At 68.4% G+C, this 14,854-nt stretch carries 16 protein-coding genes; 11 read left to right on the forward strand and 5 right to left on the reverse strand.

Annotated elements, in window-relative coordinates:
- Window positions 1-70: 70 nt before the first annotated feature.
- Window positions 71-943: an ATP-grasp domain-containing protein gene (locus BN996_RS12460; protein WP_089779435.1), complete on the forward strand. Its 873-nt coding sequence runs from the start codon at window positions 71-73 to the stop codon at window positions 941-943.
- Window positions 944-967: 24 nt separating this feature from the next.
- Here the strand turns inward: BN996_RS12460 and BN996_RS12465 are convergent, their stop codons facing one another.
- Window positions 968-1,330, reverse strand: a complete 363-nt coding sequence (locus BN996_RS12465; RefSeq protein ID WP_004970480.1) for an Hsp20/alpha crystallin family protein — start codon at window positions 1,328-1,330, stop codon at window positions 968-970.
- A gap of 268 nt (window positions 1,331-1,598) precedes the next feature.
- Here BN996_RS12465 and gap point away from each other — a divergent pair, with 268 nt between their 5' ends.
- A complete protein-coding gene (gene gap / locus BN996_RS12470) occupies window positions 1,599-2,651 on the forward strand; it encodes a type I glyceraldehyde-3-phosphate dehydrogenase (protein ID WP_058826635.1) in 1,053 nt (350 codons plus the stop codon).
- Between the two features lie 78 nt (window positions 2,652-2,729).
- On the forward strand, window positions 2,730-3,935 hold the full coding sequence (locus tag BN996_RS12475; protein WP_089779437.1) for a phosphoglycerate kinase: 1,206 nt from the start codon (window positions 2,730-2,732) through the stop codon (window positions 3,933-3,935).
- Window positions 3,936-3,947: 12 nt separating this feature from the next.
- Here the strand turns inward: BN996_RS12475 and BN996_RS12480 are convergent, their stop codons facing one another.
- A complete protein-coding gene (locus tag BN996_RS12480; protein ID WP_226908743.1) occupies window positions 3,948-4,265 on the reverse strand; it encodes a hypothetical protein in 318 nt (105 codons plus the stop codon).
- 72 nt (window positions 4,266-4,337) lie between these two features.
- Between BN996_RS12480 and BN996_RS12485 the strand changes: the two genes are divergently transcribed.
- Window positions 4,338-4,826, forward strand: coding sequence for a metallophosphoesterase (locus BN996_RS12485; RefSeq protein WP_089779441.1), 489 nt, complete (start codon window positions 4,338-4,340; stop codon window positions 4,824-4,826).
- 834 nt (window positions 4,827-5,660) lie between these two features.
- Here BN996_RS12485 and BN996_RS12495 read toward each other — a convergent pair.
- A complete protein-coding gene (locus BN996_RS12495) occupies window positions 5,661-6,728 on the reverse strand; it encodes a type II glyceraldehyde-3-phosphate dehydrogenase (RefSeq protein WP_089779444.1) in 1,068 nt (355 codons plus the stop codon).
- Between the two features lie 189 nt (window positions 6,729-6,917).
- Between BN996_RS12495 and BN996_RS12500 the strand changes: the two genes are divergently transcribed.
- The 6 genes from BN996_RS12500 to BN996_RS12525 all read left to right on the forward strand — a co-directional run bounded on the left by BN996_RS12500 (window position 6,918) and on the right by BN996_RS12525 (window position 12,292).
- Window positions 6,918-7,877 (forward strand): aminopeptidase, encoded by a 960-nt coding sequence (locus BN996_RS12500; RefSeq protein ID WP_089779446.1) that lies wholly within the window; start codon window positions 6,918-6,920, stop codon window positions 7,875-7,877.
- 123 nt (window positions 7,878-8,000) lie between these two features.
- Window positions 8,001-8,657: an HVO_0476 family zinc finger protein gene (locus tag BN996_RS12505; RefSeq protein ID WP_089779448.1), complete on the forward strand. Its 657-nt coding sequence runs from the start codon at window positions 8,001-8,003 to the stop codon at window positions 8,655-8,657.
- A gap of 96 nt (window positions 8,658-8,753) precedes the next feature.
- The gene (locus tag BN996_RS12510; RefSeq protein ID WP_089779450.1) at window positions 8,754-9,692 is read left to right on the forward strand and encodes a class I SAM-dependent methyltransferase; all 939 of its coding nucleotides are present in this window, start codon (window positions 8,754-8,756) and stop codon (window positions 9,690-9,692) included.
- Between the two features lie 21 nt (window positions 9,693-9,713).
- Window positions 9,714-10,448, forward strand: coding sequence for a protein-L-isoaspartate O-methyltransferase family protein (locus tag BN996_RS12515; protein ID WP_089779452.1), 735 nt, complete (start codon window positions 9,714-9,716; stop codon window positions 10,446-10,448).
- Window positions 10,449-10,566: 118 nt separating this feature from the next.
- Entirely contained in the window at window positions 10,567-10,848 is a 282-nt protein-coding gene (locus tag BN996_RS12520) for a YgaP family membrane protein (RefSeq protein ID WP_089779454.1), read from the forward strand.
- Window positions 10,849-10,972: 124 nt separating this feature from the next.
- Window positions 10,973-12,292: a phage NrS-1 polymerase family protein gene (locus BN996_RS12525; RefSeq protein WP_089779456.1), complete on the forward strand. Its 1,320-nt coding sequence runs from the start codon at window positions 10,973-10,975 to the stop codon at window positions 12,290-12,292.
- A gap of 32 nt (window positions 12,293-12,324) precedes the next feature.
- On the opposite strand, the gene BN996_RS12530 is transcribed toward BN996_RS12525, so the two are convergent.
- Window positions 12,325-13,428 (reverse strand): pyridoxal-phosphate dependent enzyme, encoded by a 1,104-nt coding sequence (locus BN996_RS12530; RefSeq protein ID WP_089779458.1) that lies wholly within the window; start codon window positions 13,426-13,428, stop codon window positions 12,325-12,327.
- A gap of 58 nt (window positions 13,429-13,486) precedes the next feature.
- Window positions 13,487-14,443: a succinylglutamate desuccinylase/aspartoacylase family protein gene (locus BN996_RS12535; RefSeq protein ID WP_089779460.1), complete on the reverse strand. Its 957-nt coding sequence runs from the start codon at window positions 14,441-14,443 to the stop codon at window positions 13,487-13,489.
- A 72-nt stretch (window positions 14,444-14,515) separates the two neighbouring features.
- Here BN996_RS12535 and BN996_RS12540 point away from each other — a divergent pair, with 72 nt between their 5' ends.
- Window positions 14,516-14,833 carry a DUF7536 family protein gene (locus BN996_RS12540; RefSeq protein ID WP_089779462.1) on the forward strand — a complete coding sequence of 106 codons (318 nt, stop codon included), beginning with the start codon at window positions 14,516-14,518 and terminating at the stop codon, window positions 14,831-14,833.
- Window positions 14,834-14,854: the final 21 nt, after the last annotated feature.

Below are 14,854 nucleotides of genomic sequence, written 5' to 3' on the forward strand. Positions count from 1 at the left end.
CGCCGGCGCGCTCGGAACGCGCCTCGCCTCGAACCCACCATTTTTCCCCCGGGACCCCGCCTCGTAGCGTATGCTTCGGTTGGCGGTCACCACCTCCAGCGAGACGTTCGAGCGAATGCGCGGCCCGCTCGGCGACCGCGGCATCGACGTGGGACACCTCCCCGCCGAGGGGTTCGCGCTCGACCTCTCGACGCCGCCGGCCGAGCCGTTCGACGTCGGCTTCGTCTATCCCTCCCGCCCGATGGAGGGCGGCGTCGTCACCGCCAGACACGACCTCCCGTGGGTGAACACGCGCGAGGACGTCCTCACCTCGCGGAACAAGGCGGGCGTCATCGCGGCGCTCGAACGCGCCGGCCTGCCGGTCCCGCGGAGCGTCTGCGTCTCGAACCCGGCCGACGAGTCCGACCTGCTCGACGCCGTCGAATCCGCGGGCCTCGACTATCCCGTGGTCGTCAAGCCGAACTCGACGACTCGGGGCGTCGGCATCGCCAAGGCCCACGACCCGGACTCCCTTTCGGGCCACGCGGACGTGCTGAGCCTCGTCCACGACTTCCGAGCGACCGGCGACAAGTCCTTCCTGATTCAGGAGTGGCTCCCGGACGCGCGAGACTACCGGGCGATGGTGCTCGACGGCGAGGTCGTCGGCGCGGTGGAGCGCCGCCTGTCCGACGGCGCGCGCGACGGCGGGCGCTGGAAGCACAACGTCCACCGCGGCGCGGAGGCGGTCGGCGTGGCCCTCCCGAAGCGACACCGCGACCTCGCCGAGGCGGTCGCCGACGAGTTGGGCATCCGCTATCTGGGGGTTGACTTGCTCGAATCCGACGGACGGGTCGTCGTCTCGGAGACGAACGCCCGGCCGACCATCGACGACGACGCGAAGTACGACGACGGCTTTTTCGACCGACTGGCGGCGCTCGTCGAGCGGGTCGCAAAGAAGTCCTGAGCGGGCCGCGGCGAAGTCGAGTCGTTACTCGACGTCGATGGCGGCGGAGTCCTCGGCGCGGTCGAACGTGACCTGCAGGACGCCGTTGTTGAAGGTGGCCGACGCGGAGTGCTCGTCGACGCGGGCCGGGAGGCGGATGCGCTCGTCGTACTCGCGGCGGTCACCGGCGGCGCTGATAGTCAGCGTCTCACCGTCGCACTTGAGGTCGATGGCGTCTTTGTCGACGCCCGGGAGGTCCGCGACGAGTCGGAGTGTAGAGCCCTCATCGTACACGTCGATGTGGGTCTCGGAGGCGAATCCGGCGTCGCCTCCGGTCATGTCGTTCATCATCCGTTCGATTTCGTCGAAGATGTTGTCGAACGGGTCGTCGCGGTCGTCTCTGACCATGAGGGCCGCTATGAAATCGGAGGATAAAACGTTTCTGCCTGTGACAGTCACCTGCCAGCGAATCGCCAGAATTCGGCCGCGAGCGCCCGTCTACGGCCCGACCACTCGACCCTCCAGTTGGCGTATCAATCTCCGCACGTGTCTGACCGATTCTGTTCGTTTCTGTCGGTATTGTGACTGTGAATGAAAGGTAACGTTCGATTCAGTCGGATTTACCGAAACAGATATACTCTTGCGCCCGGGATATCAATACGGATACTACTCGAACATGAGTGAAAAATCCTACCTCAGCGCGGGCGAGAACGTGGACGAATCGGACGTGGTGCGGGTGGCACTCAACGGCTTCGGCCGCATCGGCCGGAACATCTTCCGTGCCGTCCTCGACAACCCGAAGGTCGAACTGGTCGCCATCAACGACGTCATGGACTTCGACGACATGGCGTACCTCGCGAAGTACGACTCCGTCATGGGCCGACTCGACGGCGTCGAGCGCGACGGCGACTCGCTTTCCATCGGCGGCACCTCGGTGGGTCTCTACAACGTCCAGTCCCCCGCGGAGCTTCCGTGGGGCGAACTCGACGTGGACGTGGCGCTCGAATGTACGGGCATCTTCCGCACGAAGGAAGACGCCTCCGCACACCTCGAAGCGGGCGCGGACAAGGTCGTCATCTCCGCGCCGCCGAAGGGCGACGAGCCCGTCAAGCAGATCGTCTACGGCGTCAACCACGACGAGTACGACGGCGAGGACATCGTCTCGAACGCCTCCTGTACGACCAACTCCGTCACGCCGGTCGCGAAGGTGCTCGACGAGGAGTTCGGCATCGAGAACGGTCTCCTGACGACCGTCCACGCCTACACGGGCAGCCAGAACCTCATCGACAGCCCCCACGCGAAGCAGCGCCGCGGGCGCGCCGCCGCCGAGAACATCGTCCCGACGACGACCGGCGCGGCGCAGGCGGCCACCGAGATTCTGCCCCAGCTCGACGGCAAGCTCGACGGCATGGCGATTCGCGTCCCCGTGCCGAACGGCTCGCTCACCGAGCTCGTCGTCCGGCTCGAAGACAAGCCCTCGGTCGAGGAGATCAACGACGCCTTCCGCGCCGCGGCCGACTCCGGCCCGCTCGCTGGCGTCCTCGGTTACACGGACGACGAGGTCACCTCGCGTGACATCCTCGGCCTGCCGTTCTCCAGCACCGTCGACCTCAACACGACGAACCAGGTCAACGACGGCGGCCTCTACAAGATTCTGACGTGGTACGACAACGAGTTCGGCTTCTCCAACCGGATGCTCGACGTCGCCCACTTCGTCACGCACCAGTAGACACCGCCGCCGCGAATCGCCCGCGATTTCAGCGCGAGCTACCCACCACTAAATAATCCCTCCACGTTCTTCCACCCGATGTTCAAGACCCTCGACGACCTCGACCCGGAGCAGCGCGTACTCGTCCGACTCGACCTCAATTCGCCGATCGAAGACGGCGAGGTCCAAGACAACCGACGGTTCGACCGCCACGCGGAGACCGTCCGCGAACTCGCCGAGGCCGGCCACCGCGTCGTCCTCATGGCCCATCAGGGCCGTCCCGGTGGCGACGACTTCGTCTCGCTCGAACAGCACGCCGACATCCTCGCGAGCCACGTCGGCCGCGACGTGGCGTTCGTCGCCGACACCTACGGCGACGAAGCCATCGACGCCATCGACGCGCTCGAAGCCGGCGAGGTGCTCCTCCTCGAAAACACGCGGATGTGCGACGAGGAACTCCCCGAGGAAGACCCCGAGGTCAAGGCCGACACCGAGTTCGTCCGGACCCTCGCCGAGCACGTCGACGCCTACGTCAACGACGCCTACTCGGCGGCCCACCGCTCGCACGCCTCGCTGGTCGGCTTCCCGCTCGTGTTACCCGCCTACGCGGGCCGCGTGATGCAGACCGAGTACGAGGCGAACTCCTCTATCGCCACCCGCGAGTTCGACGGGCAGGTGACGATGGTCGTCGGCGGGACGAAAGCCACCGACGTCATCGACGTGATGAACAACCTCGGCGACAAGGTCGACCAGTTCCTCCTCGGCGGCATCGCCGGCGAACTGTTCCTCCGCGCGGCCGGCAACGACGTGGGCTTCGACCTCGAAGGGATGGACTTCTTCGACGACCAGTGGGAGGAAAACCGCGAGACCATCGAGTCGCTGCTCGACGAGCGCGGCGACCAGATTAAGCTCGCGGTCGACCTCGCCTACGAGAACGAGACCGACGACCGCGGCGAAATCGCGGTCGCCAACATCACCGAGAAGGACCGCGCGTACCTCGACGTGGGCTCGATGACGGTCGACGAGTACGACCCCATCATCCGCGACTCCGAGGCCGTCTTCGTGAAGGGCGCGCTCGGCCTGTTCGAAGACGAGCGGTTCGCGGTCGGCACGACCGGCGTCCTCCGCGCCATCGCCGAGACCGACTGCTTCTCCGTCGTCGGCGGCGGCGACACCTCCCGCGCCATCGAGATGTACGGCATGGACGAAGCCGACTTCGGCCACGTCTCCATCGCCGGCGGCGCGTACATCCGCGCGCTGACCGGCGCGCCGCTCGCCGGCGTCGAGGCGCTGAAGCAGGACTAAACGCGCGCAGCGTCACCCGTCTCTCTTCTCGGCGAACACGCCGGCCGCGCCGTCGACGAGAATCGCGACGCCACCCGCGAAGACCAACAACGTGAGGAGTCCGCCGACGGCGTTGTCGTCGGGGAAGTCCCCCGAGGCGCGAACCGCCAGCGTCCACCCGGCGCTGAACGCCGCGTAGCCCGCCATCGCCGCGCCGATGGCGACGTTCGTTCCGCCGCCGAGCGTCACGCTGAGCGCCGGCGACCCGACTTCCCCAGCCTCGTCGGCGGCGGTCTCGGCGGAGCCGTCCGTCTCGCCCGCGTCGCCGTCGGAGTCGTCGCGTTCTGACACGTCCCGAACGGGGACCGCGCGGGACATAAGTGTCACCCAACGTTGATAGCCGACGCCGCCGAAGCGACGCGCATGAAACTCGGCGTCGTCTCCGACACGCACGACAACCTCGACTACGTCGAAGCCGCGGTCTCGCACTTCGAATCGGAGGACGTGGACGCGGTCGTCCACTGCGGCGACATCGTCGCGCCCTTCTCGGCCGCGCCGTTCGACGCGGACTTCGACTTCCACGCCGTCCGCGGCAACAACGACGGCGAGTGGGCGCTCCGCGAGGCGGTCGAGTCGTTCGGCACCTACCACGGCGACTTCGCGCGCCTGACCCTCGACGGCCAGGAGATAGCGGTCTACCACGGCACCGAGGCCGGACTGGTCGATGCCCTCGTCGAGTCCGAAACGTACGACTTCGTCCTGCGCGGCCACACCCACGAGCGGGTGGTCGAACACCGCGGGAAGACGACGCACGTCAACCCCGGCGGCCTGCCGATTCCCGGCGCGGACGACGAGTTCCACGTCGCGGTCGTGGACCTCGACACCGGGAACGTGGCGTCGCGGTCGCTGTGAGGGGCAAGCGAGCTGGCGGGCCGTTTGGTTTTCCCAGTCAGCTGTTTGTCGTGTGAAACAGCTGCTCGGTAGCGCGTACGAACGTTCCGACTCTTATTCCACGATCTCGAATGGTGCGGCGAGTGCGATTCCCGTATCGTTATCGGAGAATCCCCAGTAGATGAATCGGTACGTTCCTGCCGTATGTATCGTACACCGTTGAAATGGTCCCCAGAAGTCGTTCGCACTGAGTTCCATCTCCCATCGGAGCTCGTCGCCAGGGGCCAGTATCTGTTCAGAGGATGACCACTCGTACTCGTCTCGCACACCGATTGTGTTTCGCCACGTCCCCTTATCGACCAAGCGCTGAATCATGTATCGTGGTTTCCCGAGTGTGGTGAGGGAGTCAGTAGACTCGTTTGTGAGCGTCGCGACGAATTGCTCACCTGGCGAGACAGATTGTGGCACTGTCAGAGACGCATATCGAAGGTAGTCCACTATCGATCGATTGGTGAAAACGTCCCCAACGTCTCGATAACCCGAAGAACAGACGTTCTGGTCACGTCGCGTAATAGTATTGAGGCACCCAGACAGGGCCGCCGTTCCGATTGCACCGGCGAGTGCGAGAAATCGGCGGCGGGGAAGAGGAGGGCTCATATCAGTAACAGACGCTACTGTCGGCATGTATTTATTCTAACCTGATACCGATGAATCCGACACCCGTGCGCTGGACTAATTGAGATGTGGTTTCTCTGTACTAACCGCACAGCGTCAGACGACACCGTCTGCTGCGGATTCGAACAGCCGAATGGGTGAAAAAGCCGCGACCGCACCGAACTGAACAGGCGATTCGCGTTAGTCGTCGGCGAACTCCGCGCGCGCCTGCTCAGCGAAACCGGACGGGCTACCGGAGATGCCGATACCGAGCGTCTGGTCCGTGAGTTCCATGCTCGTCTGCTGGTCTTCGGTGTCGAACATCGCGCGGATGGCGTCGACGTTCTCGGGAATCACGTCGGACTGCTGGTGGATGGCCTGGAACAGGTAGAGGTCCCGGCCGTTGACGCCGATGGACTCGCCCCACACGCAGTTTTCCCACATGTCGCCGCGCGGGCGGCCCGCGTCGAGCGCGAAGTCCATGAGTTTGCCCGCGCCGTCGATGCCCATCCCCTCCGGGATGACGTAGACGCGGTTCTCGCCTTCGAGCAGTTGGCGGACGTGCGCGCCGGTCACGTCGTCTTCGAGCGTGACGTTGAGCGCGTGGACGTGCATCAGCGTCGCCGGCACCTTCAGCCCGAGCGTGTCGATTTCGAGGTCGGGGAAGATGGTCTTCACGTCGGGGCCGTGGTGAGAAGGAATCTTGATGGGGTTCGGGAGGATGTCGTTTATCGGCCCGCGGGAGTTCTGACCGGGGTCGCCGCCGCGGCGGACGAGCGTCGCCCGGACCTTCTCGACGCCGTACTCGGCTTCGAGCGGCGCGATGATGCGCGACAGGCCGGTCGTGTTACAGGAGACGACGCGGACGTAGTCGGCGTCGCGGGCGGCGTCGAAGTTGGCCCGCGCGTTGAAGCTCACGTCGGCCACGTCGGCGTCCTCGCCGCCTTGGAAGATGGCGGGCGTGTGGTGGGTCTCGTACAGTTCGCGGTTCTCCGCGCCGATGCCGGACGGCGTGCAGTCGACGATGATGTCCGCCTTGGCAACCAGTTCGTCCACCTCGCCGGCGAGGTCGACGCCGGCTTCGGAAAACAGCGGCGAACGTTCCGGAATCGCGGCGTACATCGGGTAGCCGCGTTCGCCCGCGGTGTGCGCTTCGAAGTTGGGCTGGGTCTTGGCCACGCCGATGAGTTCCATGTCGGGCTGCGCGTGGACCGCGTCGGCGACGCGCTTGCCGATAGTGCCGTAGCCGTTGACACCCACTCGTATCATGGGAGACAAACGACCGGGGCCGACTATAGTTATTTCGATGGTTAATACTTAGAAATTAACTCTCGGGCGAGTGAGTCCCTCGATTACCTCCGACGCGAGTGAACCCCCGATTCGGGGCGGGAGAGGCCAGAACCGAACGGGGGGAACGGGATGGGAACGCCTAACAGCGCCGGCGGCGCAGGTGTCCACATGCCCGAATCCGACGCAGACCTCCGCGCCGCCAGCGAGACGGCGGTCCGCCAGTGTCTCGACCTCCAGCCCGACGAGTCGCTCGTCGTCGTCACCGACGACCAGCGCGAGCGCATCGGCGAGGCGCTCTACGAGGTCGCAAGCGAGGTGACCGACGACGCCGCAATCGTCCGCTACCCGCCGGGGAACCAACACGGCGAGGAGCCGCCCGCGCCGGTCGCCGCCGCGATGCAGGCCTGCGACGCCTTCCTCGCGCCGACGACGAAGAGCCTGAGCCACACCCGCGCCCGCGGCGACGCCTGCGACGCCGGCGCTCGCGGCGCGACGCTTCCGGGCATCACCGAGGAGGTGTTCGTCACCGGCCTCGACGCCGACTACGACGCCATCTACGACCACAGCGCGGCGATGCTCGACGCCGTCAGCGACGCCGACGAACTGCGCGTCACGACCGAGAAGGGCACGGACATCACGTTCGTCCGCGGCGACCGCGAGTGGCTCGCCGACACCGGCGCAATCGCGGAGGCCGGCTCGTTTTCGAACCTCCCCGCGGGCGAAATCTTCCTCAGCCCCGCGTCCGCGACGGGCACCTACGTCGTCGACGGGACGATGATGCCCCACGGCCTCCTCGACGAGGGACGGGAGCTCCGCTTCGAGGTCGAAGACGGCTACGTCACCGAGATTTCCGACGACGACATCCGCGAGCAGGTCGAGGCCGCGGCGGAGGAGGTCGGCGACGACGCCTACAACCTCGCCGAAATCGGCATCGGCACCAACGTCGGCGTGACCGACCTCGTCGGCTCCGTCCTGCTCGACGAGAAGGCCGCGGGCACGGTCCACATCGCCATCGGCGACGACGCCGGCATCGGCGGCGACACCGACGCGCCGCTCCACCTCGACGGCATCGTCCGCGAGCCGACGGTGTACGCCGACGGCGAGGAAGTCGACCTGCCGCAACCCTGAGCGGGCGCACGCCGCGACCGCGGCCGCGCGGCCAGCGGGTCGCCGAACGAGCGTCCTGCCACCGACTCCCACGCCGAAACGGAGAAAGGCGGCTTTTTACGCCCTGATGGGCTAGCGACCCGTATGAGCCTACCCGACGCCGGCGAGCGCGTCCCCCTCTCCTGTCCGACGTGTTCGCCCGACGAACCCACCGTCCACGAGGTGCTGAAGCCCGGCGGTCACTCGACCGTCCGGTGTACCGAATGCGGCCACGTCCACAAGGAGAAAGTCGAGATTCCCGACGAGACCGAGATGAACGTCGTCGTCTCGCAGGACGGCGACTCCGTCTCGACCGAGGTGCCCGTGCCGGTCGGCACGACCATCGAGGTCGGCGACGAGTTCATCGTCGACACGCCCGAGGCGATTCAGCTCGTTCGCATCACGGGCATCGAGGTCGGCCCCGAACAGCGCGCCGACGAGGCCGAAGTCGCGGACGTGAAGACCGTCTGGACCCGCGTCGTCGACAACGTCGCGGTCAACGTCACCATCCACCCGAAGGACGGCAAGCGCGAGGACACCCGGAGCGTCACCGTCAACGTCCCCGGCGACTACGAGTTCGTCGTCGGCGAGACGGAGGCGTTCGGCGACGAGGAGGTCGAAATCGAAGGCCTCGTCGTCCGCTCGGACGCCCCCGAGTACCGCCACGGCAAGCTCGACCACCCCGGCGACATGGTGTACGCGAAGGACGCGAAGCGCGTCTACGCCCGCGACCAGACCTCGACCGCGTGGTCGGCCTGGTAAGGCGGAGCCGACGCCGAACCGCTCCGACCCGCCGCCGACGGCCCGTCCCGCCGGCCCAACGCACGACCTTTTGTTTTCGGCCCCGTCGGTGCGACCATGCCTACCCGCGACCGGTCGCAGTCGTCGGTCGAATCGCTCGCGCTCCTGTGGGCCGCCCGCGAGAGCGGCGTCATCGACGCGCTCACGACGAGCGCCGGCACCGTCGAGGCCGTGGCCGAAACCGCCGGTATCGACTCCCGAGCCGCCCGCATCACCGTCGAGGCGCTGGCCGCGATGGGCTTCATCAAGCGCGTCGGCGACGAGTACGAGATAACCAACCGCGCGCTCGGCTTCCTCGCCAAGCGCGACGTGCGCTCCATCGGCCGCCTCCCGCACGCGCTCGACCGCTTTTCGCTCTACGCCGACCTCCCGGAGACGATGGCGTCCGGCGGGTCGCCCGCGCTCCCGGACGACTGGCTTCGAAACCGACTCGGCGCGCACGACGCCACCGACGAATCGGTCGTCCGGGCCTGCGTCACCGCCGCGGTCCGCGAGGCACCCGACGCGACGCGCGTCCTCGACCTCGGCGGCGCGTCGGGCGTCTTCGCCCGGGAGTTTCTCGCCCGCGGCCGCGACGTGACCCTCGTCGACGACGCGGACACCGTGGAAGTCGTCCGACCGCTCCTCTCGCGCGCCGGCGTGGACCTCGTCGCGGGCGACCCGACCGACCCGCCGGTGTCGGGGTTCAAGCTGGTCTTCGCCGGCGACGCCTTCGCCGGGCGCGACCCGGCCGAATCGCGGGCGCTCGTCTCCGGCGCATGCGACGCCCTCGAACCCGGCGGCGCGGCGGTCTTCGTCGATAGCCTGCACGGTCGGTGTTCGACCGACGCGACGGCCGGACGGGCGGTGGACGCGCTCGCCACGGGCCGCGGCGACCTCTACGACGAGGCGACGGTTCGCTCGTGGATGGAATCGGCCGGATTCGACGGCTGTGCGGTCCGAGACGTGCCGGGGACCGACCTGCAGGCGGTCGTCGGCGAGCGTGCGGTTGATTAGGACCGACCCCCGAGTTCGGATATGGACAACTCGGTGCTGCGCGACGACATGGTCGACGGCCTGGAGCACTCGCTTGAGTCGCTCCCGGAGGCCGTCTCCATCGCCATGCGCAGCGTCCCGCGACACGAGTTCGTCACCGACTCGCCGTATCAGAACCGCCCGACGGAGCACCGCGACACGAACACGACCATCCTCGCGCCGACGACGGTCGCGCGCCTGCTCTCCGCGCTCGACCCGCAACCGGACGACGAGGTGCTCGTCGTCGGCGCGGGCGTCGGCTACACCGCCGCGGTCCTCGCCGAAATCGTCGGCGACGCGCACGTCCACGCCGTCGACATCACGCGCTCGCTCGTCTACGAGGCGCGCGAGAACCTCCAGCGCGCCGGCTACGGCGGCGTCCTCGTGGACTGCCGCGACGGCGCGGAGGGGTTGGCCGACTACGCGCCCTTCGACCGCATCCTCGTCGAGGCCTCGGCGGTCCGCCCGCCCGCGAGACTCCTCGCGCAACTCGCCGACGGCGGCCGACTCGTCATGCCGAAAGGCGTCGGCGAGCAGACGCTCGTCGCCGTCGAGGACGGCGAGGTTGCCGAGTCGTTCGGCCCGCTGTCGTTCAAACCGCTGCTCGTGGACGGCGAGCAGACCGGGAGCATCGTCAGAAACCGGACGCGACGCGAGGACCCCGAGTACGAGGGTCGAGGCTGGCACGCCGGCCACGGCTGGGAACAGGACTGGATAGACTGGGGCGGCCGCGGGTAGACGAACGAGCGGGAGGGTCGACGCGTCGGCCGGCGCGACAGTCACGGTTCTCCGGGGGCGAGAACCACCGATCCACGATTTAGCCGCCGAGCGCGTAGCTAGTACCGGTGAATCAACCATGGAGAAGAACGTCGGCGGCTACGACCGCATCGCGCGCGCCGTCCTCGGACCGGTGCTCATCGTCGTCGGCGCGGCGGGTCTCGCGGGCTTCCTGACCATCGCGGCGGGGACCCTCGGACTCGTCGTCGCCGTCGCGGCGCTCCTCGTCGGAGCGGTCCTCGCGACCACGGCGGTCACCCAGAAGTGCCCGCTCAACGACCTGCTGGGCTTCAACACTTACGAGGGCGCGAAGACGACCGATACCGAGACCGAATCCGCGGGCAAGCCCCGCGCGCAGTGAGCTTTTCTTTGAATCGCAGTCGAGACCGGCCGCCCCGGAGAGCGGTGATGATGACACCCGAATTATCAAAACAGATAACTCGCGGGAAACAGCTTTTGCATCGCTCCAGAGACCGGAAGTAGCGATGACGCCACCCATCCCGACGCGGAAACGGCTCCCGGACGACCTGCTCGAACGGGCCAACTGGGTCGGGTGGCGGACAGAGACGTGCGACGGTGCCGAAACGGCGATTCTACAGGACGCGACCGGCGGCCCCGCGTCCGTGACCGACGCCTCGACGTGGGCGACGTTCGACGAAGCGCTCGCGTTCGTTCGCGACGGTCGCGCCGACGGCGTGGGCTACGTCTTCACCGACGACGACCCCTTCGTCAGTATCGAACTCGACAACTGCCGCGACACCGACACCGGCGCGACCGCGGCGTGGGCGCGGACGCTCGTCGACCGGCTCGACTCCTACACGGAAGTCAGTCCCTCGGGGACGGGCCTGCAAGTAATCGTCCGCGGGACGCTCCCGCTGGGACGCACCCGAGCCGACGCCCTCGAACTCTCGGCCGGCGCGCGGTTCTGTCCCGTGACGGGCGACCGCGTCGACGGCGCGCCCCCGGCGGTCGCCGAGCGGAGCGACGCGCTCGCGGCGATTCACGGCGCGTACGTCGAAGTCGACCCGGAGCCGCCGACGGTGACGCCGGTCGAGTCGGTCAACGCACTCGACTCGACCAACCCAGACGCGCCGAGCGCGGGGCGAGCCCCCGCCGACGCCCGCCTCGACGAGATAAGCGGTCCGGGTAACGACCTCGACGACGACGAGATAGTCGACCGCGCCTCGACCACCGTGAACCGCGTGACGTTCACCCACCTGTGGCGCGGTGACGCGAGCGACTACGACGACCGCGACGAGGCGGACGCGGCGCTGTGTTCCATCCTCGCGTTCTGGACGGCCGGCGACGCGCGACAGATGTGTCGCCTGTTTCGGGACTCCGGGCTCTTTCGGCCGAAGTGGGACGAGGTCGCGTACGCCGACGGGTCGACCTACGGCGCGAAGACGGTCCAGCGAGCGATTCGGGAGACGAGCGAGTTCTACGACCCGTCGGGCTGGTCCAGCGCGGTCCGGCGGTCGTCCACGCCGTCGGACGACGGACGGCGGCGTGGCGGACGCGACGACGACGCGGCGACCGACCCGGGAGGACGGCCGGCGACACCCACCGACGCGTCGCCGATTGGCGAGCGCGGGGCGTTCGACCGGTTCGACGAACTCCGGGCGTGGCTCGACGACGTCGTCGACGAAAACGAGCGGCTCCGCGGCGAACTCGACGCGGAGCGGGAGCGACGGCGCGACCTCGAAGCGCGGGTGAGCGACGGCGGAGACGAAGGCGGCGACGGGGGCGGAGAGCGAGGCGAACGCGCGGGACGCGGCTGGTCCCTGTTCCGCTGGCTCCGGCGGTGACCGTCGCCGTCTCGGCGGTGTTCTGAGCGAGATTACGACTTGAGTCCGCTTCCGGTGAGCGGCACGACCACGTCGGCGTCGCGGTCGAGGACGCCCGAGAGGCGCAGTTCGCGGAGCGCCGCGGGCGCGACGGCGCAGGTCGGCTCCGTGTAGAAGCCGTGGCGGTGGAGCCGGTCGAGTTCGTCTTCGACCGCGTCGGCCGACAGGGCGATGGCGTCGCCGCCGGTGTCGTCGAGCGCCTCGTGAATCTCGGCCTCGCGGACGGGGTCGAGAATCTGGATGCCGTCGGCCACGTCGTTGGTCTCGTCGGCCGTGTGGTGGCGGGCGTCGGCGATGGGCGAGTAGCCGGCGGCCTGCGCGCCGTACAGTTCGGGCATCCGGTCGGTCCAGCCCGCCTCGTAGAGCGCGCGGAAGCCGCGGTACGCGCCGAGGAACAGCGTCCCGTGGCCCAGCGGCGTGACGACCGCGTCGGGGACCGACCAGTCGCGCTGGGCGGCGATTTCGTAGGCGACGGTGGCCGTGCCCGCGAAGAACGCGGGGTTCCACGCGTGGCTCGCGTACCACGCGTCGTCGGCCTCGACTGCCTCGACGCAGGCGTCGGTCACGGCCTGTCTGGAGCCCTCGATTCGGACCGGCTTCGCCCCGGCGCGCTCGATGGCGCGGAGCTTCGAGGGCTTGACCGACGCGGGCACGTAGATTTCGGCGTCGATGCCGGCGCGGGCGGCGTAGGTGGCGACGGCGGCCCCCGCGTTGCCCGAGGAGTCCTCGACGACGCGCTCGACGCCGAGTTCGGACGCGAGAGAGAGCATCGTCGTCGCGCCGCGGTCCTTGAACGAGCCGGAGGGGAAGACGTACTCCAGCTTGAACGAGGCCTCCCACTCCGCGGCGTCCACGAGGGGCGTCATCCCCTCGCCGAGGCTGGCGTGGGGGTCGGTCGGGAGGAACTCGTCGAACGCCCAGAGGCCGTCGCGGTAGTCGAGGTCGGCGTCGGCGGGGGCGGCCGCCGACGGCGTCGGGTCGGCCGCGAAGTCCAGCGGTTCGCCGCAGGCACAGCGCCAGCGCCACGCGTCGTAGGTCTCGCCGCAGGCGTCGCACGCGAGTCGGAGCCGGGTCGGGAGTTCGGGTGATGTCGTCATGAACGTGGGTGGGTGAGTCGAGTGGGATTGGGTCGAGTGGAGTGGAATGGAGCCGGTGTCAGTACGTGTCGAGGTCGATACCGACGGAGCAGACGTACTCGCCGGAGGCGACCTGCGGGAGGCGTCGCGCCCGCCAGAAGATGCCGTCGTGGTCGGCGGTGACGCGGGCTTTGAGCTTGCCGAACACGTCGGTCACCTCGAACACCACGTCGCCGGCGGAGACGCGCTCGCCGAGGTCTCGCTTGAACCGGACGAGCCCGCCGACCGGCGAGCCGTACTGGTCGAAGCCGCGGGCGCGGGTCTGGGCTTTCAGCTCCACGTCGCCGTCGAGGAAGTCGTAGCCGCGGAGGACGTTGTAGACGCCGCGGACGCCTTTCTCGATGCTCTCTTCGTCCCAGCCGACGCAGCCGCCGAGTTCGGGGTCGATGGTCGGAATCCCGGCGTCGGGGGCGGCGCGGGCGAGTTGGCCGTCCGGACCTTTCTGGTCGAGGACGTAGCCGCAGCCGAACGTCTTGGCGAGCCGGAGGCACTTGGCGTGCATCCGGTGGTGGCGGCCACAGCGGACGCGGACCTCGTCTATCATCCGGCTCGTCGAGCCCTGATGGAGGTCGACGATGAGGTCGGCGTCGCGGGCGGCGGCGAACGTCGCGGCCGCGATGCGCTCCGAGGAGGTGCCGCGCTCGTCGCCGGGGTACGCCCGGTTCATCTTCGTGTCGTCTATCGGGTTCCGGTGCTGCGCGACCTGAAAGGCGTGGTAGTTGACGATGCCGACGACGAGAATCGTCCCGGAGATTTCCGCGGGGTCGAGCTGCGGGACGACCCGCTGGATGACGCCGACGCCGTTGAGTTCGTCTCCGTCCGAGGCCGCCTGCATGTAGAGCGTCTTGCCCGACGACGCGCCGTTGATGACGGCGACGGGCAGGCCGACGCTCCCGCCGTCGCGGGACTCGCCGACTTCGAGGCGGCCCACGTCCATCTCCCCCGGGGCCGCGCTCGCCGTTCCCAAGGTAATCATACCGCCAACCTCGGACCCACCTCCCTTTAGGGGTTCGGTCCGCTGAGGTCCCCCGAGGAAAGCGTTGCCGCTATGGTCTCGCGGCCGCAACCGGCGACCGTGACAGACGACGTTCCCGACCGACCGCCGACGGGGGGACTGGTGCAGGCGCTGGACGTGCCGCGAAACGCCGCTATCGGGGCGACCGTCGGCCTCGCGTTGGCCGTCGTCGCCTACCTGTTTCGGGTCCTCGAACTGTTCGGCCCCTTTGCCGGCACCCGCGAGTACCCGATACTCGGCCCCGAGGGCTGGTTCCTCCTCCTCGCGTTCGTCCTCGCGTCCGCGACGGCGCTGCTCGTCGCGACGGCGCTGACGCTCGTCTCTGCGTACCGACTGAGTAAGTCGCTCTGAGCCGTCGGTTCCGTTGGCTCG

The organism is Haloferax massiliensis, from assembly GCF_001368915.1.
Lineage (GTDB): Archaea > Halobacteriota > Halobacteria > Halobacteriales > Haloferacaceae > Haloferax > Haloferax massiliensis.